This is a genomic window from Pseudomonas sp. E45-MNA-CIBAN-0222, assembly GCF_040310405.1.
In the GTDB taxonomy this organism is placed as follows: Bacteria; Pseudomonadota; Gammaproteobacteria; order Pseudomonadales; family Pseudomonadaceae; genus Stutzerimonas; species Stutzerimonas stutzeri_AC.
Genome location: NZ_JBEOPU010000006.1, coordinates 67,574 through 92,415, shown reverse-complemented (window position 1 = coordinate 92,415; position 24,842 = coordinate 67,574). Strand labels below are relative to the sequence as shown.

Genomic DNA, 24,842 nt, shown 5'->3' with positions numbered 1-24,842 from the left:
TACCTTTAGCGCACCAGCACCTCGACCCGCCGATTGCGCGGCTCAGAGGTCGCATCGGGAGTCGCCACCAGCAGATTGCGTTCGCCGTGGGACTCCACTCGCAGCTCCATCGCCTCAAGCCCTTTGCTTCGCAACAGCTCGGCAACGCTTTGCGCACGACGCAGGCCCACCTGCTCGTTGGCCGCACGATGCCCCAGGGTGTCGGTATGCCCGATCACCGTGACCACCGGATAATCCCGACGGCGTGCAGCGAGCAGAACACTGTCGAGCACCTGCTCTGCTGCGCTGTCCAGCTCACCGGATGCTGCCAGGCGAACCGTAAAGCGCTCAGGCAACGCCGGTTGCGCCGCCAACGCTTTGTCAAAATCTCTTTTGCGCTGAAGTTCTGAAACGTTGTATGCCTGACCGGCACCTGTGATGGCCAAAGCCTTGCCCGACACATCGAGTAGTCGATCCCCATCATCACTGAGCATTACCCCGCCGCGCCCACCTGAGTCGTCCGCCAGCATCACGTAGGAATGCTGCGCGCAGCCACCCAGCGCCGCCATTGCCAGCGACACCATGATTTTTATCAGCCCTTGCCGCTTCACGGGTTCACCTTCATCAATACCTGACCACCGCGCACCCTGACCCGCCCCTGTGGGGTCTCGACGGCTATCGCTTGCGGATCGAGCCTCGCCATGTCACCGGAAATCAGGTTCAGCGTGCCACGGTTGAGCGTGGCGCGCAGACGCAGCTCATCCCTTGCCGGCGCGAAGCGGTAGTCATCCAGCGTCAGCTCGCTATGAGGCCCGAACGACAGCACGCTGCCGTCGCCGAGGATTACGCCAAGTGCGCCTTCGGCGCCGGTACTCAATGCCACGCCCGGCACGATTGCCTGACCGACCTTGGCGGCATTGGTATGGCCGCGGCTACTGATATATGCAGCGCCCTCTACCCGCGCCACATGCCCAATAGGCTCGGGTAGATTTTCCGCAGAGACGGACGCTGTCCAGAGTGCGCCAGCCATGCAGAGGGCAGGCAGCGTGTAGGTGTTAAGACGGATCATCGAAGCTCTCTATTCGTCAGGAGCGCATTAGTAGCGATCCCGTTGGACTGCACTGGACTAAGGCAGCCCAAATCGACAAAAAATCCCTCCACCTCGTTATCCGCCGTTCCGTCACCTGCTTTGGATGCCGGCGCCGCAGACTACTGCCACCGCGCTGCTATGTAGACGTCCTCCTTGGCGAAGCAACTACAGCTCATTGCGCAACCTGCACACGCCAGGGATCCGGCCGGCATCTATAGGGCAGGGAAGTAGCGGCGCTTGGCGCTTCGCATGTTTTTCGAGACACAGCGTTGCACTATGGCCGCGCAAAGAGCTTCTGCGCGTCACGGAGTCCGCCGGAGGAATCGAATGCTCGTCTCCGCTGGCACGAAACGCCGTCAGTTCACGTAGCGTCGGGCGGCCTGTTGCAGCAACCCTTCTTGCTTCATCTGGTCGAGGGTACGCTGCAGTTTCTCGACAACCGCGTCGGGCGTTTCCTTATTCAGCGCTAGATACAGATCGACACGATTCAGGGTCAGGGCAACGGTCAGCGGACCGACGCCAGCCTGCTTCGCTTCGTATTCACCGGAAGGGTTAGTGGTCGCCAGAGATCAAACTGGCCGGCCTTTAGCTTGGCCGGCGTATCGATCAATGAGCTCTGCACCTCGATACCACGGCTTATCAGGTACTGGCTGCCAACGCTGCCATCCTTCGAGCCGATCCGGTACTGCCTGGCGTCGTCCAGCGTAGAAAGCTGGATCGGACTATCAGGCCTCTTGAGCAACACGATCTGGATCTCGCTGAGCGGTCCGACCCACTTGTACTTGGGCTCACGCTCGGGCGTGCGGCTGAGAGAGAACACCGCAAAACCTGGGCTCTTCTCGGCCAGCTGCTGCAAGCGACTCCAGGGGAAACGAAGCGTCAGCGTGTAGGGCACGCCCGCTCGCTTGAACAGGGCAGCTACCACTTCGGCGTCGATGCCACTAATCGCAGCCTCCTTCGCGAAATTCTTGCCGTCGGCGGCCATGCTGAACGGCGGGAAGTTCTGTGTGAGCAGGTTGATCGTTTCTTCGGCAGCGCTGGCCGAAGCGAAGGGCAGGAGGCCAATCAGCGCACCCAGAAAAACGGAGCGGAAATACCTGTTGTAGGTCGGCATATTGAAGTCTCGGGTCGAACGGACGTTATTTTTTTACCGCTCCGGGCTTCGGGCCTGGTGCGGCTTTGGCAGATTTTTGTATGCCCGCATCAGATCGCGGCAAAGCGACCGCGCGGGGCGATGAGCCCTAGCAGGCCCTTGCGTCACAATCTCTGCGTCGGATCACTTACGTGACAGGCCGCCATCCGTGGCGTGGCCTGACATGTCGCAACACGCGGTTGCTCGGCACGAGATTCGTTCCACAAGCAACCGGTCATTCGTCGAAAACATACTGCCCGTTCGTCGCGACGCCACCCCCATGGTGGCACTTGCCGTATTCTCGCCGGCTATCGGAGTCTGCCGACCCGAGACACAGTCGGGCATATAAATCGCATCCAACACATCCGAACTGTGGCGCGCCATGCAATTGGCGCCGCGGGGTTTCCCGCAAACAACTGTGGTCCGCCTCATGGCGGTGGTTTGTCGAAACATCGGGCGTTCCCGATTGGATGTGAAATGAAAACACCTCGTCTGCTACAAGGTCGCCGCGGCCCTGTGCTCTCCGTTTTCCTGCTCCTGCTGATTGCCGCCAGCGTGGCCTATTGGCAGTTGCGCCCCACTGCTCCTTCGACACCAACCGGCGTCGCGGCGAGCATGCTCGATTCCCTACAGGAATCCGTCGACCCTTGGCAGGCCAACCGCGGGGACCTGTCCCGACTGATGGGCGACCTGCGCAGCGGCGCCATTTCCAGCGCGGCACTTGGAGCTGACGCGGTATATGTCACCACTGTTGCCGAGCAACATTACTGGGTGCCGGACCAGTCCGGCCGGGTCGCCACGCTGCTGCTCGATCAATACGCCGGCAGCAGCGGCGAGCTGTTCCCACTGGCGATGTTCCAGACCGACGCGGAAAAGCCCTTCTACAAGTTCCTCCTACCCTATTCGCCGTTCGCGCTGCTGCTGATCGGCGCCGCCGTCTTCTTCACCATGAAGACGCGCAGTTTCGAGGTACAACGCAAGGGCAGCGGCATCACCTTCGCCGATGTCATCGGCGCCGCGGAGGCCAAGCAGGCGCTGAGCGATGTGACCGCCTACCTGCGCGACCCTGCCGCCTACGCGCGCCTCGGCGCCCGCCCGCCCAAGGGGGTATTGCTGACCGGCGAGCCCGGCACCGGCAAGACCCAGTTGGCCAAGGCACTGGCCAGCGAATCTAATGCCAGCTTCATCCAGGTGACCGGCAGCGACTTTTCCTCGATGTACTTCGGCGTCGGCATCCAGAAGGTCAAAGCGCTGTTCCGTACCGCACGCAAGCAGGCGCCGTGCATCATCTTCATCGACGAGATCGACGGCATCGGCAAACGCGCCGAGCAGACCCGCTCCAGCGATGCCGAGAGCAATCGCATCATCAACCAGTTCCTTGCCGAGATGGATGGCTTCGATGGCGCCGCCGGGGTGCTGGTACTGGGCGCCACCAACTTCCCGAATTCCCTCGACCCGGCCCTGGTGCGCGAAGGCCGCTTTGATCGTTCCATCGCCGTTGGCCTGCCGGGCCTGGATGATCGCGAAGCGCTGTTCCGTCTGTACGCCGCAAAGGTCAGCGCCGCCAGCGATCTGGATCTAGCGCAACTGGCGCGCAACACAGTCGGTCTGACTCCGGCGGCCATCGCCTATATCGCCAACCATGCTGCGCTGCTGGCCGCCCGTGCCGGAGCCAAGCAGGTCGACATGGCTCATTTCGTCGATGCCGTGGAAACCTGCCGTATTGGCGAGCAGCCTTCCGGCGTAACGCCGCTGTCGGCGACCGACCGCAAGCGCATCGCGGTGCATGAGGCCGGCCACGCACTGGTCGCAGCAGCCTTGAACGTCGGCCGGGTGGAAAAGGTCACCATCCTGCCGCGCGGGCAGGCGCTGGGTGTGACCCTGGTGACACCGGTAGAAGACAAGCGCCTGCACATGTATTCTGACCTGCGCAACCGCATTCAGATGTTGCTTGCCGGGCGAGGCGCCGAGCAGCTGTATTTTCACGAGGTGTCTTCGGGTGCCGGGCAGGATTTACAGGAAGCCTCGAAGATCGCCCTTTCCATGGTCGGCGCGCTGGGCATGGGCCCACGCGGCTCGCTCCTGAGCTTGCAGGCCGTGCGTGATGCGCATCTGGAAAGCGACCCACGCGAAGCGCTGGAGGCGGCCGACGAGCTGTTGCAGCAACTCAATCAGGATTGTCTGGCGCTATTGCAGAGGCTCAGGCCAGCCCTCGATCACATCACCCAGCGCCTGCTCGACTGCGAGACGGTGCCCGGTGAAGAAGTACTGGCAGCCATCGCGCAGATTCCAGCCGACCGCGCCCACGGTGTCTCGCCTCTGCATGGCCCCGTAACCGGAATGGAGCGCGTCGCCGCGTCGGCCTTCGACGACACGACCGGCGGGTTATTCGATCTGGTTGCCGGGGAGCCAAAGGACGCTGCCGAACCGGAAGGCCCTGGCATGGCCTGAGGCGCTCGCTGATCGCCCGGCAAAGCCATGGCGATCAGGGCAGCAGCACCAGTCGATTGGGAAGCTCGTTACGCTCGTGGGTCTTGGGTACATGCTGCGCCAGCAGTGCGCCGCTGGCCTCGATGCAGCCGAGAAAGCCTTCCAGCACCTGCCCCTGCTTCACACGATCTGTGAAGCAGGCGACGATCGACTCCCAGGCGCCGTTGTCAATGCGGCTGGAAATGCCGCGGTCCACCAGAATTTCCACATAACGCTCAGCCTCTGATACGAAGATCAGCACCCCGGTGTCAGCATCGGTGTGATGAAGATTGAGCTCTATGAACTGCCGCCGCGCCAGGTTGCATGCGCGCCAGCAGCGTACCGAGCGTGGAATCATGCGGCTGGTCAGCGCCGGCATGCGGAACAGCACGGCCAGCACGATAAACGTCGCCCACTGCACCAGCAGCAATTGCCATGCGCCAAGCCAGCCGCTGAAGAACAGCAGGGCCCCGGGCAATAGCAACGCGATCAGGCTGGCCCATAGCAGCGGGATGTAGTGGTAGTCGTCGGCCTGGGCGGCCAGCACCGTCACCACTTCGGCATCGGTGTTGCGCTCGATTCTTTCGATCGCCTCGGCCACTTGTTGCAGTTCGCTTTCGCTCAGTAAGGTCATCGTTCATCCATCATTGATTTACCAGCTGCCGGAAGCGCCACCGCCGCCGAAACCGCCGCCGCCCCCACCGAAGCCACCGCCGCCGAAACCACCACCACCGCCCCGCCCCATACCGCCAAGCAAGGCGCCCAGCAGCAAGGCACGACGACCGCCACCGCGGCCACCGCGCCCGCCGCCGATAACGAAGATCGCTACCAGCATGAGGAAGAAACCAAGAATCCCGAGGCCGCCGGGCTGTTCCTGTGCCATCGGCATCACCGGCCGCAGCTCGGCAGGCAAGGCGTCGCCGCCAAGCACGGTGACGATCGCCTCTGCGCCCTCGGTGATGCCGGCTGCGAAGTCGCCACGCTGGAATGCCGGCGCGATGATCCGGTTGATGATGACCGAGGATTGCGCGTCGGTGAGCCGGCCTTCCAGACCGTAGCCGACCTCAATACGAATCTTGCGATCATCGCGAGCGACGATCAGCAGCGCGCCATTGTCCTCGCCCTTCTGGCCGATGCCCCAGGTACGGCCGAGCTCCAGACCGAACTCCTCGATACTGCGCCCACCCAGGTCCGGCACCGTGACAACGACTACCTGCTCGCCGGTCGCCTGCTCATGCCCGGCAAGCATGCTGGTCAGACGCGCCTCGGTCTGGGTGTCGAGGAGCTCGGCACGGTCAACCACTCGACCGGTCAGCTCCGGGACCTCAGCCTCCTGGGCGACCAGGCTACCGGCCCAGAGCAGCAGGACCAGCAGTAGGGGAAACCTGGAGGTCATTGAAACTGCACTTGTGGCGCTTGCTCGGCATTCTCGGCGGTAGCCTCGAAGTTTTCGCGCAGCGGCATATCGCTGTACATCAGCGTGTGCCAGATACGGCCGGGGAATGTACGAATCTCAGTGTTGTAGCGTTCGACTGACGCGATGAAGTCACGGCGCGCCACCGCAATGCGGTTCTCGGTTCCTTCGAGCTGAGACTGCAGCGCGAGGAAGTTCTGATTGGATTTCAGATCCGGATAGCGCTCGGATACCGCCATCAGCCGGCTCAGGGCTCCGGTCAGCTGGTTCTGCGCCTGCTGAAACTGCTGCAGTTTCTGCGGATCGTCCAGGGTACTGGCGTCGACCTGAATCGATGTGGCCTTGGCCCGCGCTTCGACTACTGCGGTAAGGGTTTCCTGCTCCTGACGAGCGAATCCCTTGACCGTCTCGACCAGATTGGGAATCAGGTCCGCACGGCGCTGGTACTGGTTCTCCACCTGCGACCAGGCGGCCTTCACCTGCTCGTCATAGGTTGGGATGTTATTGACTCCGCAGCCGGCCAGAAGCCAGGAGAGGAAGACCACGGCAGTCAGTTGCCAGGTGTAGCGAAAACGCTGCGTATGCATGATGCGCTTGTCCATTCTGTTAACCAGTACTCATATAAGAATAGCCAAACGCCATAAGAGTTCAGACGCGCAACAAAAGCTCACAGCTCAAGCACGAATAACGAGTCTAAAGAGATGCCAGGGCGCGCGCGCCAGCAGCGCCTTGCAACGGGTCTGCAGGTGTTCATGTAGCAGCCGCACCGGCTTGCTCAACTGCGCGCGATGGGCGCAAAGCAGGCTGAGCGGCGCCGCCTCGCCGAGACAGTCCGGCAATAGCACCTGTAGACGGCCCGCCGCCACGTCATCGGCGATGTCCAGCCAGGACTTGTAGGCCAACCCGCTCCCGGCCAGGGCCCAGCGTCGCACCACATCGGCATCATCGCTTACCCGGTCGCCCACGACCTGCACGGTGCGCCCCCGGCGCCCTTCCTGAAAGCACCAGCGGTCATGCACGCGGCCGGCGAGCATGAAGCGCAGGCAATTGTGTGCTGCCAGCTCGTCCAGCCGCTGCGGCGCGCCGTGGCGCTGCAGGTAGGCCGGCGAGGCGCACAGCACCCGGCGATTGCCAGCCGCCACCGGCAGCGCCACCAGGCTCGAATCCTGCGGCTCGCCGTAACGCAGGACCAGGTCCACCGGCTGCCGGAACAGGTCGGTCAACCCGTCGCCCAGCAGCAGGCGCACCTGCAACTGCGGATGACTCGCCTGGAATTCGTCGAGCCACGGCAGCAGCACGTTGCGCCCGAAGTCCGATGGCGCCGACAGCTGCAGCACGCCGCTGATCGCCTCGCGCCCGCCAGCGAGCGTCTGGGCGCCCTCGTGCAGGCTGGCCAGTGCCGCCCGGGCATGCAGCAGATACGCCTCACCCTCGGCAGTCAGGCGCAGGCTGCGGGTGGAGCGCGCGAACAGTCGCGCCCCCAGGCTCGCCTCCAGGCGCTTCAAGGCCGCGCTGGCCACCGCCGGCGACACGTCGAGCGTGCGCGCGGCCGCGGAAAGGCTGCCGCTGTCGGCGGTACGGACGAACAGCTGCAGATCGTCGATACGCAGCATTTTCAAAATCCTGTTGAAAGAGACTCGCTTATCGCCCCGTTTTTCTCCCGAGTCAAATAGCTGAGCATGCCCTCCCACCGAATCCATACGGAGCAACAGCATGAAAGCGGTCGCCTATTTCGAATCCCACGCCATCGACGATCCCCGTGCCCTGCAGGACGTGGAGCTACCAGAGCCGGTGCCCGGCCCGCGAGACCTGCTGGTGGAGGTGCGCGCCATCTCGGTCAACCCGGTGGACACCAAGGTACGCCGCAACACCCAGCCAGAAGCCGGCCAGCCTAAGGTGCTGGGCTGGGACGTGGCCGGCGTGGTGGTCGGGGTGGGCAGCGAAGTCAGCCTGTTCAAGGTCGGCGACGAGGTGTTCTACGCCGGCTCCATCGCCCGCGCCGGCGGCAACAGCGAACGCCATCTGGTGGACGAGCGCATCGTCGGACGCAAGCCGCAGAGCCTGAGCTTCGCCGAGGCCGCCGCGCTGCCGCTGACCGCCATCACCGCCTGGGAGCTGCTGTTCGAACGCCTGCAACTGGTGGAGGGCCATGGCGCCGGGCAGCAGCTGCTGATCGTCGGAGCCGCCGGCGGGGTCGGTTCGATCATGCTGCAGCTGGCCCGCCAGCTCACCGAGGTCAGCGTGATCGCCACCGCCTCGCGCCCGGAAACCCAGGCCTGGGCCCGCGAACTCGGCGCCCACCATGTCATCGACCATAGCCAGCCGCTGCACGCCGAGCTGCAGCGCGCCGGTTTCGCCAGCGTCAGCCATGTCGCCAGCCTGACCCAGACCGATCAGCACTTCGATCAGCTGGTCGAGGCGCTGACGCCGCAGGGCCGCCTGGCGCTGATCGACGATCCGGCCCAACCGCTGGACGTGATGAAGCTCAAGCGCAAGAGCCTGTCGCTGCACTGGGAGCTGATGTTCACCCGCTCGCTGTTCGAGACGCCGGACATGATCGAGCAGCACCACCTGCTGCAGCGCGTCAGCCAGCTGGTCGATCAGGGCGTGCTGCGCACCACCCTCGGCGAGCACTTCGGCACCATCAACGCGGCCAACCTGCGCCGCGCCCATGCCCTGCTGGAAAGCGGCAAGGCCAAGGGCAAGATCGTGCTGGAAGGCTTCTGAGCTAGATAGCCTCCAGGCTAGATAACTCTGGCCGCGCGCAGGCCGGCGATCTGCTCGTCGTTCATGCCCAGCAGGCGCTGCAACAGCGCCTCGCTGTGCTCGCCGAGCAGTGGCGGCGGGTTGCGGTACGCCACTGGCGAAGCGGACAGCCGCAGCGGGCTGGCCACCTGCGGCACGCGGCCGGCCAGCGGGTGCGGCATCTCGACGTTCAGCCCGCGATGCTGCACCTGCGGGTCGGCAAACACCTGCGCTAGGTCGTTGATCGGCCCGCAGGGCACGCCGGCCTGCTCCAGCGCACTGACCCATTCGGCCGTGGTGCGGAACACCGTGACCTGGCGGATCAGCGGAATCAGCTCGGCGCGATGGGAAACGCGCGCGCGATTGGTGGCGAAGCGAGCATCGGCCGCCCACTCGGGACGCCCGGCTACCTCGCAGAACTTGCGGAACTGACCGTCGTTACCGACGGTGAGGATGATGTCGCCATCGGCAGTGGGGAAATCCTGATAGGGCACGATGTTCGGATGGGCATTGCCCATGCGTTTGGGCGCCACGCCGGTGGTGAGGTAGTTCAGCGCCTGGTTGCCGAGGCAGGCGACCTGCACGTCGAGCAGCGCCGTATCGATATGCTGGCCCTCGCCGCTGCGTTCGCGATGTGCCAGCGCGGCGAGCACACCAACAGTGGCGTACAAGCCGGTAAGGATGTCGGTCAGTGCCACGCCGACCTTCACCGGTCCGCCGCCCTCCTCCGCATCGCTGCGGCCGGTCAGGCTCATCAGCCCACCGAGGCCCTGGATCATGAAGTCGTAGCCGGCGCGGGTGGCATAAGGCCCGTCCTGGCCGAAGCCGGTGATCGAGCAATAGATCAGCCGCGGATTGATCGCCTTCAGGCTTTCATAATCCAGCCCGTAGGCGGCCAGCCCGCCGACCTTGAAGTTCTCCAGCAGCACGTCGCACTGCGTCACCAGCTCGCGGATGATGCGCTGGCCCTCTGGCCGGGTGAAGTCGACGGTCAGCGACTGCTTGTTGCGGTTGGCGGTCAGGTAATAGGCCGCCTCCGAGGTGTTCTCGCCGTGCTGATCCTGGAGATAGGGCGGGCCCCAGTGACGGGTATCGTCGCCGGTGCCGGGGCGCTCGACCTTGATCACCTCAGCGCCGAGATCACCGAGAATCTGCCCGCACCAGGGCCCGGCAAGCACGCGCGACAGGTCGAGAACGCGGATATGGGACAGGGCGCCGGGCATGGAAAACCTCACAGGCTATTGGAAGGTGAAAGCACCCTCGCCCGGTAGGAGAGGGCCGGGGTGAAGGAACCATGAGCAGTGCCAAGCGCCCTCACCCCCAGCCCCTCTCCCAGAGGGAGAGGGGAGCAGTTTCAGAAGAACGCCTGAATGCCGGTCTGCGCGCGGCCGAGGATCAGCGCGTGCACATCGTGGGTGCCCTCGTAGGTGTTCACCACCTCCAGGTTGACCAGGTGCCGGGCCACGCCGAATTCGTCGCTGATGCCGTTGCCGCCGAGCATGTCGCGAGCCATGCGGGCGATATCCAGCGCCTTGCCGCAGCTGTTGCGCTTCATGATCGAGGTGATTTCAACCGCGGCGCTGCCCTCGTCCTTCATCCGGCCGAGGCGCAGGCAGCCTTGCAGGGCCAGGGTGATCTCGGTCTGCATGTCAGCCAGCTTCTTCTGGATCAACTGGTTGGCAGCCAGCGGCCGGCCGAACTGCTGGCGGTCGAGCACGTACTGGCGCGCGGTGTGCCAGCAGAACTCGGCGGCGCCCAGCGCGCCCCAGCTGATGCCGTAGCGGGCACTGTTCAGGCAGGTGAACGGCCCCTTCAGCCCCCGCACATCGGGGAAGGCGTTCTCTTCCGGGCAGAACACGTTGTCCATGACGATCTCGCCGGTAATCGAGGCGCGCAGGCCAACCTTGCCGTGGATCGTCGGGGCGGACAGCCCTTCCCAGCCCTTTTCCAGCACGAAGCCGCGAATCTCGCCGGCATCGTCCTTGGCCCAGACCACGAACACATCGGCGATCGGGCTGTTGGTGATCCACATCTTGCTGCCGGACAGGCGATAGCCGCCGTCGACCTTCTTCGCCCGGGTAACCATGCTGCCCGGGTCGGAACCGTGGTTCGGCTCGGTCAGGCCGAAGCAGCCGATATATTCGCCGCTGGCGAGCTTGGGCAGGTATTTCTGTCGGGTCGCCTCGTTGCCGAACTCGAAGATCGGCACCATCACCAGCGAGGACTGCACACTCATCATCGAGCGGTAGCCCGAATCAACGCGCTCGACCTCGCGGGCGATCAGGCCGTAGCACACGTAGTTCAGCCCGCTGCCGCCGTAGGCTTCGGGAATGGTCGCGCCGAGCAGGCCGGTTTCGCCCATCTCGCGAAAGATCGCCGGATCGGTCTGTTCATGGCGGAAAGCTTCCAGCACCCGCGGCGCCAGCTTGTCGGCGGCGAACTGCGCGGCGCTGGCCTGCACCATGCGCTCTTCTTCGGTCAGCTGCTGGTCGAGCAGCAGCGGGTCGATCCAGTTGAAGCTTGCTTTGCCGGCCATTCGGGGGCTCCTCTTGTTGTCTTCGGCACCGCGGGCGCGCGGGCGGTATGAGCTGATCCTAGGCGCCACGACAGCGCGTCGCAAACGAGGATTTCGCATCAAACTGTGCGTTTCCCTCACTCCGAGATAAGCTCTTCGTCCATTAGCAGGCTTATCCCGTGAGGTCTTTGCATAATGCGCCGCAAGATTCCCAGTACCGCCGCGCTGATCGCCTTCGAGGCCGCCGCCCGCCACGAAAGCTTCACCCGCGCAGCCGACGAGCTGGCGCTGACCCAGAGCGCCATCTGCCGACAGATCGGCGGGCTGGAGGAATTCCTCGGCCTGGCGCTGTTCCGCCGTTCGCGACGCGGCGTGAAGCTGACCGCCGCCGGCCAGTCCTACGCCCGCCGCATCGCGGCGCAGCTGGACGCGGTGGAGCGCGACACGCTGTCGGTGATGGGCCAGCAAGGCGCGATGAGCCTAGAGCTGGCCGTGGTGCCGACCTTCGGCACCCAATGGCTGGTGCCGCGCCTCAGGCATTTTCAGGCGCTGCATCCGGAGATCACGGTGAACCTGACCAACCGCACCCGGCCCTTTCTGTTCGCCGATACCGAGTTCGATGCTGCCATCTACTTCGGCGATGCCGACTGGTCCGGTACCGAGGCGCACTACCTGATGCCTGAGGACCTGCAGCCAGTCTGCAGCCCCGCCCTGCTGCGCGACGGTCAGCCGTTCACGACCCAGACTCTGGCCGAACTGCCGCTGCTGCAGCAGACCACACGGCCCTATGCCTGGCGGCAGTGGTTCGATTCGCTGGGGCTGAAAGTCGCCCGCGACATGACCGGCCCGCGGCTGGAGCTGTTCTCCATGCTGGCGCAGGCGGCCGAGCATGGCATGGGGGTGGCGCTGATCCCGCCGTTCCTGATCCAGCGAGAACTGGCCGAGGGGCGGGTGGTGCTGGCGCATCCGCACGCCTATCGCAGCGAGACGCGGGCGTACTACCTGATGATTCCGGAGCGCAAAGTGGAGTCGGCGGGGCTGGTGGCGTTTCGGGATTGGTTGAAGGAGGAAGCGAGGGATTGGCGGGAGGGGCAAGCTTCTAACGAACTCATCGCCGCCCCAAGAGAACCAGGCAGCTAGCCTTAATAGGCAGCCACTTATGGCCGTGCCGCTACGACAGGCTCAGGAATAAAGCCTTCGGCCGTCAACGTACGAATGACGCCCCGAAGCAGGTAGTTGTTCGTGAAGCCCAGTGTGTACTGACGGGAGTTGGGCTGAATCGGGACCAGCATTCGTCTGTCCACCAGTTTCTTGATTTGATAGGTCCGCTGCGGCCCGCTCAGGTCCGGCATCGCATCCGCTAGGTCTCCAGACTTCGCCACGCCGCTGTCAGTGTCCAGAAGTCGACGAAGAATTGAGTGCTCCTGGCCGGTGATGTGTTCTCTCTCGCGAGAGAAGGCGAGTGCCGGCTGCAGAATTCTGGCTTTAAGGTAGCCATAGTCGCACAGCCGATCGAGCTTGCTCAGCTCTGTGAGGATGCCTTGGAGTACGTAGATACACCACCGTTCCAGGCCTTGCTGTGTACCGCGATCAGCCTCGCCCAGCATCTCGTAGTAACGCTCACGATCATTGCAGAACACTGCAGTGGGGTTCAGCAGTCGACCGCCGGCGGAGACATCGAATCCATACTTGATGAGCATCAGGTACGTCAACAAACGAACCACCCGCCCATTGCCATTGGTGAACGGGTGAATCCATCCGAATCGGTGGTGCGCGAGCGCCACTTTCATAAGGTGGTACTTCTGCGGATCGTGCGCGTTGATGAACGCCACCAACTCATCCATGTACCCACCAACTTGCACGGCGTCCGGCGGGAGGTGCTCCGATTGCGCAATGCGAACCTGGGTCGTCCTGAGCTGACCGGGAGTCCGGTCTCCCTCTCTGTCGAGCCCCCCTACAGTAATGGCGTGCAATTCTCGAACGAGATGGAGGCTGACGTCCTCTCCTTCCTTGAAATGCTGCTCGATGAAGCTCATGGCTCTCTCGATGTTGGAGATTTCGCGCAGTTGATCGGTAGCCGTGTCATCTCCCTCCATCTTGCTTTCCACATAATCAGCGAGGGTTGTGTGGTTGCCTTCAATGCGCGCAGATCCGAGGCTTTCCAGGATGTGGAAAACGTTCTTGAGCTGGAAGAAAAGGCTTGCTGGAGTCGTACCCGCCAGCCTGTAGCGGCGTAGGTGCTCCAGCTCATTCAAGACATCGACAAGTGGTGAGTCGAAGGCTGGATTGAGGAGAGCCAAGTCGTGATGAGTGAAATTCGGCATGTTGAAAATCTCCAACCTGCTCAACAATTAAGTCGACACAATGCCACGAAAACCCGCAAAAATACTAGCCAAAGACACGATTCAACCAACACCACAAGTCAACTCACGCATTCAGCGAACTTAAATTTGAGTTACGACCAAGTCAAAGCTGATCCGCTCAGGCATGGACGCCCTACGCGGTTTTCCACCCTACGGTTCTTGGCCGGACATGAGAAGGTGACGCGGCAGGGTCACTTCTTCTTACGAGGCTTCAGGTACTTCATCAATCCCTGAAACCACATCACCAGCGCCGGATTCCCCTGGATCTGGATGTCCTTGTTCTGAATCCCCTGCATGAACGCCAGCTGCTTGTTCTTCGCCGTCATGGTGGCGAAGCCATAGGCGGCATCCTTGAAGCCAAGAGAGAACGCCGGCTCGCTCGCCGGGCCGCGCTTGCTGGTGACGCGTTGGTCCTTCACCACGAAGTGCCGGGCGACCTTGCCGTCCAGGGTGTGCAGCTGGAAGGTCAGATCCTTGTCGCCCAGCTGCTGCTGGAACTCAGGATTGGTACGGCTGGCTTTGGCCATCAGGCGGCCAAGCATCCAAAGCAGAAAGCGGAATTTCATGGTGAGGGTCCGACCGGTACGAGAAAAGGCCGCATTGTAGTGGCTTGGTCGGCAGGGGAAAGGACGGGTACGAATGGGTCCGAGGCGGACCAGGCAGTCAGGTTGACCCGGAGCCCGCTGGCTCCGGGTTGGCGCAGCGTCAGTTGACCGCGTCTTTGAGCATCTTGCCAGGCTTGAAGGCGACGGTATTGCTGGCCTTGATGGTAACCGGTTGCCCGGTCTGCGGGTTTTTCCCGGTGCGGGCACCACGGTGGCGCTGAACGAAGGTGCCGAAACCAACCAGGGTCACGCTGTCCTTGCGGTTCAGCGCGTTGGTGATTTCATCCAGCACGGCGTTGAGTACACGATTGGCCTGGTCCTTGGACAGATCGGCCTTCTCGGCAATGGCTGCGGCGAGTTCCGGTTTACGCATGGGGAGCCTCTGAGACGTTTTTGTTGTTGTGTCCGTACTGTTCACAAGAACAGCGCTAAAGGCGCTGCAACAGCTCTAGGCTGGGGCAGACTCATGGAGAATGGCACGACGCTAGCACCTGCGCCAGTCCCGCCGGACGCCTTACAGCATCAGCCTGGGGACTTTAGCGACAGAATTTGCGGTAGTTCCGCCAATACCGGCGGCAGCTGCTTGTTCAGCGCCATCCGTTCCTGCACCGCTGCGCCTGTCAGCGCATAGCCGAGCAGCTGGCCCTGATGCCCGAGATAGAGCGCTTTAACGTCATTCCCCTGGGCATCTATGGTCCAGTTGCCGACACTACCAACCGCGGGCAGCGACACCACCACCGGACACGCAGGGGTCTTTACCGTGATCGGCATGGGGCCGTAACTGACAAAGGTAGGATTGCCAAACAGCGTTTTAGCCAGGGCACGTGCGCCAGCCATCAATGGCATCACGTAAAGCAGGTTCAGACCTTCGACCTCGGCACAGTCGCCCAGGGCATAGACGTGTGCTGCCGACGTCTGCAACAGGCGATCGACGACGATGCCGCGCTTGACCTCGAGCCCCGCCTCGGCAGCCAATTCCGTCCGCGGACGCAGGCCAACCGCACTGACCACCAGATCGCAGGCCAGCTGGCTGCCGTCGGAAAGCTGAGCTTGCAAGCCGCCATCTCCGCGCTCGAGATGCTCTAGCACGCTACCCAGATGAAAGTGTGCGCCGATGCCCTCCAGACCACGCCTTACCGCCTGAGCCGCCTCCAGCGGCAGCAGGCCGGGCATGACCTGCTCGCTGGGGGCGACCAGATCCACTTTGTGGTTACCCAACAGCAGATCATTGGCGAACTCACAACCGATCAGCCCGGCACCTAGGATCAGCACCCGCCGCTTGCCGGCGACCGCAGCGCGGAAGCGGCCGTAATCGTGCAGGTCATTGATCGGGAAGATGGCGTCGGCGGCATCGCCTGCGACCGACACCTGAATCGTTTGCGCGCCCCAGGCCAGTACCAGGTCGCGGTATGGCACCGGCTCGTTGCCGATCCAGACGCGGCGATTCGCCGGGTCGAGACGGGTGACACGGGTATGGATGCGAATCTCCGCATTCAGCTGCTCGGCCATGGCGCCGGCGGTGGCCATGCCCAGGCTTTCGGCGTTCTTGTTGGCGGCGAAACCGGTGGACAGCAACGGTTTGGAGTAGGAGCGCCCGTCATCGGAGGTGATCAGCAGCAATGGCGTCTGGGTGTCCAGCTTGCGGAATTCCCGGGCCAGGTTATAGCCGGCCAGGCCGGTGCCGATGATAACTACAGATGCGCTCACGATCTTGTTCTCCAGAGAAGCGTTGCGAAAGAGATCAGCCGATGGCGATCATTTCGAAGTCCATCTTGCCGACACCGCAGTCCGGGCAAACCCAGTCTTCCGGCACGTCTTCCCAGGCCGTCCCGGGCGCGATGCCTTCTTCCGGTACGCCCAGCGCTTCGTCATAGATGTAGCCGCACACCACACATTGCCATTTCTTCATGGGTAACCTCGATGCTCTTTCGACTGCGACGCACGCTATACCAGAACAGCGCGCCGCACCAATTCCACAAATGAAAACGGGCGGCCTGAGCCGCCCGTCGCGATACCGCCAGGCTTAGCCTGCGGTACCCGCCAGCGGGTCGCTGATGCCCATCACGTAGAACCCGATCAGGCCGATGGTGCCGGCCAGGATGAGGTAGTACAGGGTCGGCAGCATGGTCTTGCGCAGGGTGATCCCCTCGCGACCGAGCAGGCCTACCGTGGCCGAAGCCGCCACCACGTTGTGAATGGCGATCATGTTGCCCGCCGCCGCACCCACCGACTGCAGCGCCACCATCAGTGCACCAGACAGGCCGAGCAGCCCCGCGGTGTTGAACTGGAACTGCGACAGCATCAGGTTGGATACGGTGTTGGAACCGGCGATGAAGGCGCCCAGCGCACCGACTGCCGGAGCGAAGAACGGATAGACGCTACCCACGCTGTTGGCCACCAACTGCGCCATGGCCACCGGCATGGACACTAGATCGGAGCCGTTCACGCCCGAGTTGATCAGGATCCGCACCATCGGGATAGTGAAGATCAGCACGAAGCCCGCGCCAAGCAGGGTCTTGCTCGACTCGGAAATCGCCGCGCCCAGCTCACCTGCCTTCATCCGATGCAGGAAGAAGGTGATCAGCACCACGATGCAGAGAATGCCACCCGGCAGGTACAGCGGCTCCAGCGTACCGGACACGCCGGTCTCACCGAGGATGTCCTTCCAGCCGAAGCTGAACGACATCAGCAGCGCCTTGAAATCCGGGAACACCCGCGACGCCACCAGCAGTGCTGCGAGGATCAGATACGGCGCCCAGGCCATCGGCACCGAAATCGGCGTCTTGCCGGCGACGTCCTCGATCTTCATCTCGATCTTGCCCATCCACTCGGATGGCCACTCGCTCGCCGGGGCGAAATCCCAGCTGTCCTTCGGCAGCAGGAAACCGGCCTTGGCCGCCGGCACAACGATGGCCAGACCGACCAGCGCACCGATCATCGACGGGAATTCCGGACCGAGGAACACACCCGCCGCGGCATACGGAATGACGAAGGCCAGACCGGTGAACACGGCGAACGGCGCAACCGCCAGACCTTCGGTCCAGGATTTGTTGCGGCCGAAGTAGCGGGTCATGATGCTGACCATGATCAGCGGCATGAGAATCCCGCACAGCGCATGGATGATGGCGACGCGCGAGAAGATCAGGTGGAAGAACACCTCCCAGTTGCTGCCCACCGCTGCCAGCTGCTCGCTGATACCGGTCTTGTCCAGCCCCGCACCGACGCCGACCAGAATCGGCGTGCCCACCGCGCCGAAGGATACCGGCGTGGACTGCACCATCATCCCCATGACCACTGCCGCCAGAGCCGGGAAGCCCAGCGCGACCATCAGCGGCGCCGCCACCGCAGCCGGCGTACCGAAGCCCGACGCCCCCTCGATGAAGCAACCGAACAGCCAGGCGACGATCAGCACCTGAACGCGACGGTCAGGACTGACATTGGAGAAGCCACGCCGAATCGAACTGATCCCCCCGGAATGTTTCAGCGTGTTTAGCAGCAGAATCGCACCGAAGATGATCCAGAGGATCGCCGCGGTGAGGATCAGGCCCTGCAAGGTCGAGGCGATGACCCGGTTGAGGGTCATGTCCCAGGCCAGCAGGCCGATCACTGCAGTGAGGACGAAAACCAGCGGCATGGCGTACTTGGCCGGCCAGCGAAAGCCGATCAGCAGCACACCCGCCAGCACCAGCGGCACGAAGGCCAGGATGGACAGTAGTGTTTGACTCATTTGTTGGGTCCCTGCTTTTTTGTTGTGAACCGCTTCTATTGTGTCCGGGCATGCCCGGTGCCTCGCATGAAACGCCCCCTCACGGCGCGCCTCGCAGCGACCAGGCCGAAACCTCGTCGCTCATGCTCGAAAGCCCCGGGCGCCGTGGAGCGCCTGGGGCTTCTGTCCTTTACCGCATGCGCCGGGCTTCCGGCAGCACGCGGCTGATCCTGCCTGTCAGCCCTGGGCCGCCTTGAAACGCTGGCGCCAGGCGTGCAGCAGAGGCTCGGTATAACCGGCCGGCTGCTCGCGCCCCTTGAACACCAGATCACAGGCCGCCTGGAAGGCCGCCGACTGAGTGTAGTCGGCAGACATGGCGCGATAGAGCGGATCACCGGCATTCTGCTGGTCGACCACCTTGGCCATGCGCTCCAGGGTTTCCTGCACCTGCTCGCGGGTCACCACGCCATGGTGCAGCCAGTTGGCCACGTGCTGGCTGGAGATACGCAGGGTGGCGCGGTCCTCCATCAGGCCGACGTTGTGGATGTCCGGCACCTTGGAGCAGCCGACGCCCTGCTCGACCCAGCGCACCACGTAGCCGAGGATGCCCTGGCAGTTGTTGTCCAGCTCCTGCTGCTTCTCCTCGGCGCTCCACTTGTCCTCGGCGACCACCGGGATGGTCAGCAGATCGTTGAGCAGCTGCTCGCGCTCGGCGGCCAGATCGACCTTTTCCAGCTCGCTCTGCACGGCCTGCACATTCACTTGGTGGTAATGCAGCGCGTGCAGGGTGGCGCCGGTCGGCGACGGTACCCAGGCGGTGTTGGCGCCGGATTTCGGATGGCCGATTTTCTGCTCGAGCATGGCCGCCATCAGGTCCGGCATGGCCCACATGCCCTTGCCGATCTGCGCCTTGCCGCGCAGGCCGCAGGCCAAGCCGACCAGCACGTTGTTGCGCTCGTAGGACTGGATCCATGGGGTGGATTTCATGTCGCCCTTGCGCAGCACCGGGCCGGCTTCCATGCAGGTGTGCATCTCGTCACCGGTACGGTCGAGGAAGCCGGTATTGATGAAGGCCACGCGGTGCTTGGCCGCCGCGATGCAGGCCTTGAGGTTGGCGCTGGTACGGCGCTCCTCGTCCATGATGCCCATTTTCAGGGTATAGCGAGGCACACCGATCAGGTCCTCGACGCGACCGAACAGCTCGTCGGCGAAGGCGACTTCCTTCGGCCCGTGCATCTTCGGCTTGACGATGTAGAAGCTGCCGGTGCGCGAGTTGCCCTTGCGCTTCAAGTCATGCTTGGCGATCAGGCTGGTGAACACGCCATCCATGATGCCTTCGGGAATCTCGCGGCCGTCTTCCAGCAGGATCGCCGGGTTGGTCATCAGATGGCCGACGTTACGGATGAACAGCAGCGAGCGGCCGTGCAGTTTCAGCTCGCCGCCATTGGGCGCGCTGTATTCGCGGTCCGGGTTGAGGCGGCGGACGAAGCTCGAACTGCCCTTGGCCACTTCCTCGCTGAGGGTGCCCTGCACGATACCCAGCCAGTTGCGGTAGGCCAGCACCTTGTCGTCGGCATCCACCGCGGCGACCGAATCTTCGCAGTCGAGAATGGTGGAAACCGCGGACTCGATCAGCAGGTCCTTCACGCCGGCGGCATCGGTCTGGCCGATCGGGCTGTTCGGGTCGATCTGGATCTCGATGTGTAGGCCGTTGTTCTTCAGCAGCACGGCCTTCGGCTCGACCGCTTCGCCCTGGAAGCCGACGAACTTCTCTGGCTGCTCGAGGCCGGTGACACTACCGTTCTCCAGGGTGACCTTGAGCTGGCCATCCTGAACGCGGTAGGCGGTGGCGTCGGCATGGCTGCCTTCGGCCAGCGGCGCGGCCTGGTCGAGGAAGTTGCGTGCGTAGGCGATGACCTTGGCGCCACGGACTTCGTTGTAGCCCGGACCCTTCTGCGCGCCGCCCTCTTCGGAGATGGCATCGGTGCCGTACAGCGCGTCATACAGCGAACCCCAGCGGGCGTTGGCGGCGTTCAGCGCATAGCGCGCGTTCATGATCGGCACCACCAGCTGCGGACCGGCCTGGGTGGCGATCTCGCTGTCGACGTTGGCCGTTTCGATCTTCACCTCGCCCGGCACCGGCAGCAGATAGCCAATGGATTCGAGGAAGGCGCGGTAGGCGGCCATGTCCTTGATCGGGCCTGGGTTGGCCTTGTGCCAGCTGTCCAGTTCGACCTGCATGCGGTCGCGCTCGGCGAGCAGCTCACGGTTCTTCGGCGCCAAGTCATGGACCAGGGTGTCCAGGCCCTGCCAGAAGGCGGCGGCTTCGATACCAGTGCCCGGCAGGACTTCGTCTTCGATGAATCGCTGCAGATTGGCCGCAACCTGCAGGCGGCCCAGAGTTACACGCTCGGTCATCTGTCGTTCTCCTTGTCTGTTCAGTTGGCCAGGGCGGCGACGCCGGCCTTGGCGATCTGGGCGTCCTGCGCGGCGGTCACACCGGATACGCCGACCGAACCGATGACCTGGCCGTCGACCACCAGCGGCACGCCGCCTTCCAGCGAGCAGACCACCGGCGCGGAGAGGAAGGCAGTGCGGCCGTTGTTGACCATGTCTTCATAGCCCTTGGTTTCGCGACGGCCGAGGGCCGAGCTGCGGGCCTTCTCGGTGGCGATGTAGGAGGCGATCGGCGCGCAGCCGTCCAGACGCTCCAGCGCCAGCGGATGGCCGCCGTCGTCGGCGACGACGATGGTCACGGCCCAGCCGTTGGCCTGCGCTTCGGCACGGGCGGCGGCGAGGATGGTGGCGACTTCGGTCTGGCTCAGTACGGCTTTGCTTTTCATCTCGATTCTCCTGTCTTCGTATTTCGGTTGTTCGTTGGCCGCCCTGTCTGGGCGGCCGAACCATGAGGCATTGCTACTGCATCGATTCCTCGACCACTTCGATCCAGTGCTTGACCGGCGTGCGGCCGGCGCCATCGAGGTGGGTCTGGCAACCGATGTTGGCGGTGACGATCACTTCCGGCTTGCCGCTCTCCAGCGCGTTGAGCTTGTTGTCGCGCAGCTGGTGGGAAATCTCCGGCTGGGTGATCGAATAGCTGCCGGCCGAGCCGCAGCACAGGTGCGCATCGGGCACCGCAGTGAGCTGGTAGCCCAGACGGGTGAGCACGTCTTCGACCGCGCCGCCGAGCTTCTGTGCGTGCTGCAGGGTGCACGGGCAATGGAAGGCCATGCGCTTGTCGGCACGCACGTCGAGTTTTTCCAGTTCGGCGCTGCGCAGCACTTCGACCAGGTCCTTGGCCAGCTCGCTGACACGGGCGGCCTTGGCCGCGTAGGCCGGGTCGTCCTTGAGCAGATGGCCGTATTCCTTGACGAAGGCGCCGCAGCCGCTGGCCGTCTGCACGATGGCTTCGGCACCGGCCTCGATGGCCGGCCACCAGGCGTCGATGTTGCGCCGCGCGCGGTCCAGGCCGGCCTCCTGGGCGTTGAGGTGGTAGTCCACCGCACCGCAACAGCCGGCCTCACGCGCCGGGCTGACGCTGATGCCCAGGCGGTCGAGCACCCGTGCAGCGGCGGCGTTGGTGTTCGGCGACAGGCTCGGCTGCACGCAGCCTTCGAGCATCAGCACGCGGCGGCTGTGCAGCACCTGCGGGCGTGGCTTGGCCGGGCGGATCTCGCGCGGCAGGTGATCCTTCAGCGAGGCCGGCATCAACGGCTTGAGCGCATTGCCGGCGCCCAGCAGTGCCTTGAACAGGCCCGGTCGCGGGATCACCGTGCGCAGGCCGCCGCGCACGACGCGCTCGCCCAACGGGCGCTGCACCTGCTGCTCGATGAAGTCGCGGCCGATGTCCAGCAGGTTGTGGTACTTCACCCCGGACGGGCAGGTGGTCTCGCAGTTGCGGCAGGTCAGGCAGCGGTCCAGGTGCAGTTGGGTGCTCTCGGTCACCTCACCGCCCTCGAGCATCTGCTTCATCAGGTAGATCCGCCCGCGCGGGCCGTCCAACTCGTCGCCCAGCAGCTGGTAGGTCGGGCAGGTGGCATTGCAGAAGCCACAGTGCACGCAGGAGCGCAGGATGCTTTCGGCTTCCTCGGCGCGCGGCAGTTTTTTCGCGGCTTCGCTCAGATTCGTTTGCATACGTCGTCAGACCTCGGAATACATGCGGCCGGGGTTGAAGATCCCCTGCGGATCCAGCGCGGCCTTGAGCTGGCGGTGATAGCGCAACAGCGGCGCCGACAGCGGCTGGAACGGATTGCTCGTGGCGCCTGCGGTAAAGCAGGTGGCGTGGCCGCCGACCTCGATGGCGATGCCGCGGATGGTCACCGCATCGGCGTCGGACTTCAGCCAGCGCTGGGCACCGGCCCAGTCCACCAGCTGATCGCCCGGCAAGCCGAGCGCCGGCGTGTTGTTCGGCAGCGACAGGCGCCACAGCGGACGCGGGTCGGCGAAGAAGGCCAGGCGCTGCTCGCGCAGGTCGTTCCAGTATCCGGGGTCAAGATCGTCGCCACCGATACGCTCGCGGGCAGCACCCACCGAGCCTTCGCCGCCTTCCAGACGCAGGTGCAGCGCCTGGCCGTCATGGCTGGCGGCGCTGATCGGGATCGGCTGCTGGCCCCACTCGGCGAGCTTGAGCAGCGCGCGCTCGAGATCGATTTCCAGACGCAGGCTGGTGCACAGGCGCGGCTTGGGCAGCACCTTGAGCGAGACTTCGGTCAGCACGCCGAGGCAGCCGAAGCTGCCGGCCATCAGGCGCGACAGGTCGTAACCGGCGACGTTCTTCATCACCTCGCCGCCGAAACGCAGGTGCTTGCCCTGGCCGGTGATGACCCGCGAGCCGAGCACGAAATCGCGCACCGAACCGCTCCACGGGCGACGCGGCCCGGACAGCCCGGCGGCGATCATGCCGCCGACGGTGGCGCCTTCGCCAAAGTGCGGCGGCTCGCAAGGCAACATTTGCCCGGCCTCGTCCAGCGTGGCCTCGAGTTCGGCGAGCGGCGTACCGGCACGCGCTGTCACTACCAGCTCGGTGGGGTCATAGGTGACGAGGCCGCGATGCTCGCGGGTATCGAGCAGCACACCGTCGGCCTGCCGCCCGAGAAAGCTCTTGCTGCCGCTGCCCTGGATGCGCAGCGGCGTGTTGGCGGCAAGCGCCTGGTTGACCTGGTCCAGCAACTGCGCGCTGGCGTCGTTGGCGATTACGGACATCAGAAACGCTCCAGTTCGGGGAAAGGCAGCTGGCCGTTGTGGATGTGCATGCGGCCGAATTCGGCGCAGCGATGCAGGGTCGGAATGTTCTTGCCCGGGTTGAGCAGACCGCTCGGGTCGAAGGCCGCCTTCACCGCGTGGAACAGCGTCAGCTCGTCGGCGTTGAACTGCGAGCACATCTGATTGATCTTCTCGCGGCCGACGCCGTGTTCGCCGGTGATGCTGCCGCCCACCCTCACGCAGAGTTCGAGGATCTTGCCGCCCAGGTCTTCGGCGCGCTCCAGCTCACCGGGCTGGTTGGCATCGAACAGGATCAGCGGGTGCATGTTGCCGTCGCCGGCGTGGAACACGTTGGCCACGCGCAGACCGAACTGCTCGGACAGGTCGGAAATACCCTTGAGCACGCCCGGCAGCTCGCGGCGCGGAATGGTGCCGTCCATGCAGTAGTAGTCCGGCGAAATACGGCCGACCGCCGGGAAGGCGTTCTTGCGTCCCGCCCAGAAGCGCACGCGCTCGGCTTCGTCCTTGGCCAGGCGCACTTCGGTGGCGCCGGCCAGCTTGAGCACTTCGCTGACGCGGGCGCAGTCGTCGTGCACGTCGGCTTCCACGCCATCCAGTTCGCAGAGCAGGATCGCTTCGGCATCCACCGGGTAACCGGCATGGATGAAGTCCTCGGCGGCGCGGATCGACAGGTTGTCCATCATCTCCAGGCCGCCGGGGATGATGCCGGCGGCGATGATGTCGCCGACCGCACGCCCGGCCTTTTCCACCGAGTCGAAGGCAGCGAGCAGCACCTTGGCCACCTGCGGCTTGGGCAGCAGTTTGACCGTCACCTCTGTGACGATACCGAGCATGCCCTCGGAGCCGGTGAACAGCGCCAGCAGGTCGAAACCCGGCGAATCCAGCGCATCGGAGCCGAGCGTCATGCGCTCGCCCTCGACGGTGAGGATGTCCACCTTGAGCAGGTTGTGCACGGTCAGGCCGTACTTCAGGCAGTGCACGCCGCCGGCGTTCTCGGCGACGTTACCGCCAATCGAACAGGCGATCTGCGACGAGGGGTCCGGCGCGTAGTACAGCTCATAGGGGGCCGCGGCCTGGGAGATCGCCAGGTTGCGTACACCGGGCTGGACGCGGGCGAAACGACCAGCGGGATCGACCTCGAGAATCTTGTTGAAGCGCGCCATCACCAGCAAGATGCCCTGCTCCAGCGGCAGCGCACCGCCGGACAGCCCGGTACCGGCGCCGCGAGCGACTACCGGCACGCCGCGCTGATGGCAGAGCTTGAGCAGCGTCTCGACCTGCTCGATGCGCTCGGGCAGCACCACCAGCAGCGGCGTGGTGCGATAGGCGGACAGCCCATCGCACTCGTAGGGCTTGAGGTCCTCGCTGCGGTGGAGGATGTCCAGATCGGGCAACTGCGCCTGCAGCTCGGCCAGCAGGGCGGCCTTGTCGACCTTGGGCAACGCACCATCGACGCGTTCGTCGTAGAGAATGTTCATGGCAGGTTCCGGTTCTCGTGGGTTGCAGCCAGCGCGAACGACTGCGGTGGAATGACGCATCTTTAACGTCGAAGATGGGCGTCAGTCCACGACCTAAGCAACTGGTCCTACCAGTTTTTTGTA

The 24,842-nt window shown here is 64.1% G+C and carries 23 protein-coding genes; 3 read left to right on the top strand and 20 right to left on the bottom strand.

From position 1 onward, the window contains the following. Positions 1–5: 5 nt before the first annotated feature. From AAEZ08_RS10810 to AAEZ08_RS10800, 3 genes are all read right to left on the bottom strand, one after another. The gene (locus AAEZ08_RS10810; protein WP_058063726.1) at positions 6–563 is read right to left on the bottom strand and encodes an OmpA family protein; all 558 of its coding nucleotides are present in this window, start codon (positions 561–563) and stop codon (positions 6–8) included. A gap of 23 nt (positions 564–586) precedes the next feature. Continuing rightward, complete coding sequence (locus tag AAEZ08_RS10805) at positions 587–1,009, bottom strand: FecR domain-containing protein (protein WP_085987877.1); 423 nt, start codon at positions 1,007–1,009, stop codon at positions 587–589. A gap of 565 nt (positions 1,010–1,574) precedes the next feature. After that, positions 1,575–2,183: a substrate-binding periplasmic protein gene (locus tag AAEZ08_RS10800; protein WP_500124255.1), complete on the bottom strand. Its 609-nt coding sequence runs from the start codon at positions 2,181–2,183 to the stop codon at positions 1,575–1,577. A gap of 495 nt (positions 2,184–2,678) precedes the next feature. On the opposite strand from AAEZ08_RS10800, the gene AAEZ08_RS10795 reads away from it, so the two are divergent. Then, entirely contained in the window at positions 2,679–4,652 is a 1,974-nt protein-coding gene (locus tag AAEZ08_RS10795) for an AAA family ATPase (protein ID WP_500124254.1), read from the top strand. 34 nt (positions 4,653–4,686) lie between these two features. Here AAEZ08_RS10795 and AAEZ08_RS10790 read toward each other — a convergent pair whose 3' ends face one another. The 4 genes from AAEZ08_RS10790 to vimR form a co-directional block, all read right to left on the bottom strand. After that, positions 4,687–5,304 (bottom strand): TPM domain-containing protein, encoded by a 618-nt coding sequence (locus tag AAEZ08_RS10790; RefSeq protein ID WP_058063607.1) that lies wholly within the window; start codon positions 5,302–5,304, stop codon positions 4,687–4,689. Positions 5,305–5,322: 18 nt separating this feature from the next. Then, on the bottom strand, positions 5,323–6,066 hold the full coding sequence (locus AAEZ08_RS10785; RefSeq protein WP_500124253.1) for a TPM domain-containing protein: 744 nt from the start codon (positions 6,064–6,066) through the stop codon (positions 5,323–5,325). Continuing rightward, positions 6,063–6,686, bottom strand: a complete 624-nt coding sequence (locus AAEZ08_RS10780; protein ID WP_003283335.1) for a LemA family protein — start codon at positions 6,684–6,686, stop codon at positions 6,063–6,065. The genes AAEZ08_RS10785 and AAEZ08_RS10780 overlap by 4 nt, the downstream gene beginning before the upstream one ends. A gap of 72 nt (positions 6,687–6,758) precedes the next feature. Beyond that, positions 6,759–7,697 (bottom strand): transcription regulator VimR, encoded by a 939-nt coding sequence (vimR, locus tag AAEZ08_RS10775; protein ID WP_500124252.1) that lies wholly within the window; start codon positions 7,695–7,697, stop codon positions 6,759–6,761. A 100-nt stretch (positions 7,698–7,797) separates the two neighbouring features. On the opposite strand from vimR, the gene AAEZ08_RS10770 reads away from it, so the two are divergent. Continuing rightward, positions 7,798–8,811 carry a zinc-binding alcohol dehydrogenase family protein gene (locus AAEZ08_RS10770; RefSeq protein WP_102820664.1) on the top strand — a complete coding sequence of 338 codons (1,014 nt, stop codon included), beginning with the start codon at positions 7,798–7,800 and terminating at the stop codon, positions 8,809–8,811. 17 nt (positions 8,812–8,828) lie between these two features. Here the strand turns inward: AAEZ08_RS10770 and AAEZ08_RS10765 are convergent, their stop codons facing one another. Continuing rightward, positions 8,829–10,052: a CaiB/BaiF CoA transferase family protein gene (locus AAEZ08_RS10765; RefSeq protein ID WP_003283332.1), complete on the bottom strand. Its 1,224-nt coding sequence runs from the start codon at positions 10,050–10,052 to the stop codon at positions 8,829–8,831. A gap of 131 nt (positions 10,053–10,183) precedes the next feature. Then, a complete protein-coding gene (locus AAEZ08_RS10760) occupies positions 10,184–11,365 on the bottom strand; it encodes an acyl-CoA dehydrogenase (RefSeq protein ID WP_500124250.1) in 1,182 nt (393 codons plus the stop codon). 174 nt (positions 11,366–11,539) lie between these two features. Here AAEZ08_RS10760 and AAEZ08_RS10755 point away from each other — a divergent pair, with 174 nt between their 5' ends. Next, on the top strand, positions 11,540–12,484 hold the full coding sequence (locus AAEZ08_RS10755) for a LysR family transcriptional regulator (RefSeq protein ID WP_500124249.1): 945 nt from the start codon (positions 11,540–11,542) through the stop codon (positions 12,482–12,484). Between the two features lie 17 nt (positions 12,485–12,501). Here AAEZ08_RS10755 and AAEZ08_RS10750 read toward each other — a convergent pair whose 3' ends face one another. The 11 genes from AAEZ08_RS10750 to glcD all read right to left on the bottom strand — a co-directional run bounded on the left by AAEZ08_RS10750 (position 12,502) and on the right by glcD (position 24,719). After that, positions 12,502–13,668: a Fic family protein gene (locus tag AAEZ08_RS10750; protein WP_003283326.1), complete on the bottom strand. Its 1,167-nt coding sequence runs from the start codon at positions 13,666–13,668 to the stop codon at positions 12,502–12,504. A 230-nt stretch (positions 13,669–13,898) separates the two neighbouring features. Then, complete coding sequence (locus tag AAEZ08_RS10745) at positions 13,899–14,273, bottom strand: SCP2 sterol-binding domain-containing protein (RefSeq protein ID WP_003283324.1); 375 nt, start codon at positions 14,271–14,273, stop codon at positions 13,899–13,901. A 139-nt stretch (positions 14,274–14,412) separates the two neighbouring features. Then, entirely contained in the window at positions 14,413–14,685 is a 273-nt protein-coding gene (locus AAEZ08_RS10740; RefSeq protein WP_003283322.1) for an HU family DNA-binding protein, read from the bottom strand. 149 nt (positions 14,686–14,834) lie between these two features. Continuing rightward, positions 14,835–16,019: an NAD(P)/FAD-dependent oxidoreductase gene (locus AAEZ08_RS10735; RefSeq protein WP_500124248.1), complete on the bottom strand. Its 1,185-nt coding sequence runs from the start codon at positions 16,017–16,019 to the stop codon at positions 14,835–14,837. A gap of 34 nt (positions 16,020–16,053) precedes the next feature. Next, on the bottom strand, positions 16,054–16,221 hold the full coding sequence (rd, locus tag AAEZ08_RS10730) for a rubredoxin (protein WP_003283319.1): 168 nt from the start codon (positions 16,219–16,221) through the stop codon (positions 16,054–16,056). Positions 16,222–16,335: 114 nt separating this feature from the next. Then, positions 16,336–18,039: an L-lactate permease gene (locus AAEZ08_RS10725; RefSeq protein ID WP_090521887.1), complete on the bottom strand. Its 1,704-nt coding sequence runs from the start codon at positions 18,037–18,039 to the stop codon at positions 16,336–16,338. A gap of 216 nt (positions 18,040–18,255) precedes the next feature. Next, a complete protein-coding gene (locus AAEZ08_RS10720; RefSeq protein WP_500124246.1) occupies positions 18,256–20,436 on the bottom strand; it encodes a malate synthase G in 2,181 nt (726 codons plus the stop codon). 20 nt (positions 20,437–20,456) lie between these two features. After that, entirely contained in the window at positions 20,457–20,861 is a 405-nt protein-coding gene (locus AAEZ08_RS10715) for a heme-binding protein (protein WP_332822936.1), read from the bottom strand. A 73-nt stretch (positions 20,862–20,934) separates the two neighbouring features. Next, entirely contained in the window at positions 20,935–22,152 is a 1,218-nt protein-coding gene (gene glcF / locus AAEZ08_RS10710) for a glycolate oxidase subunit GlcF (RefSeq protein WP_014595642.1), read from the bottom strand. Between the two features lie 6 nt (positions 22,153–22,158). Continuing rightward, positions 22,159–23,220 (bottom strand): glycolate oxidase subunit GlcE, encoded by a 1,062-nt coding sequence (gene glcE / locus AAEZ08_RS10705; RefSeq protein WP_500124245.1) that lies wholly within the window; start codon positions 23,218–23,220, stop codon positions 22,159–22,161. Continuing rightward, the gene (gene glcD / locus AAEZ08_RS10700; RefSeq protein ID WP_058063593.1) at positions 23,220–24,719 is read right to left on the bottom strand and encodes a glycolate oxidase subunit GlcD; all 1,500 of its coding nucleotides are present in this window, start codon (positions 24,717–24,719) and stop codon (positions 23,220–23,222) included. The genes glcE and glcD overlap by 1 nt, the downstream gene beginning before the upstream one ends. Between the last annotated feature and the right edge of the window lie 123 nt (positions 24,720–24,842).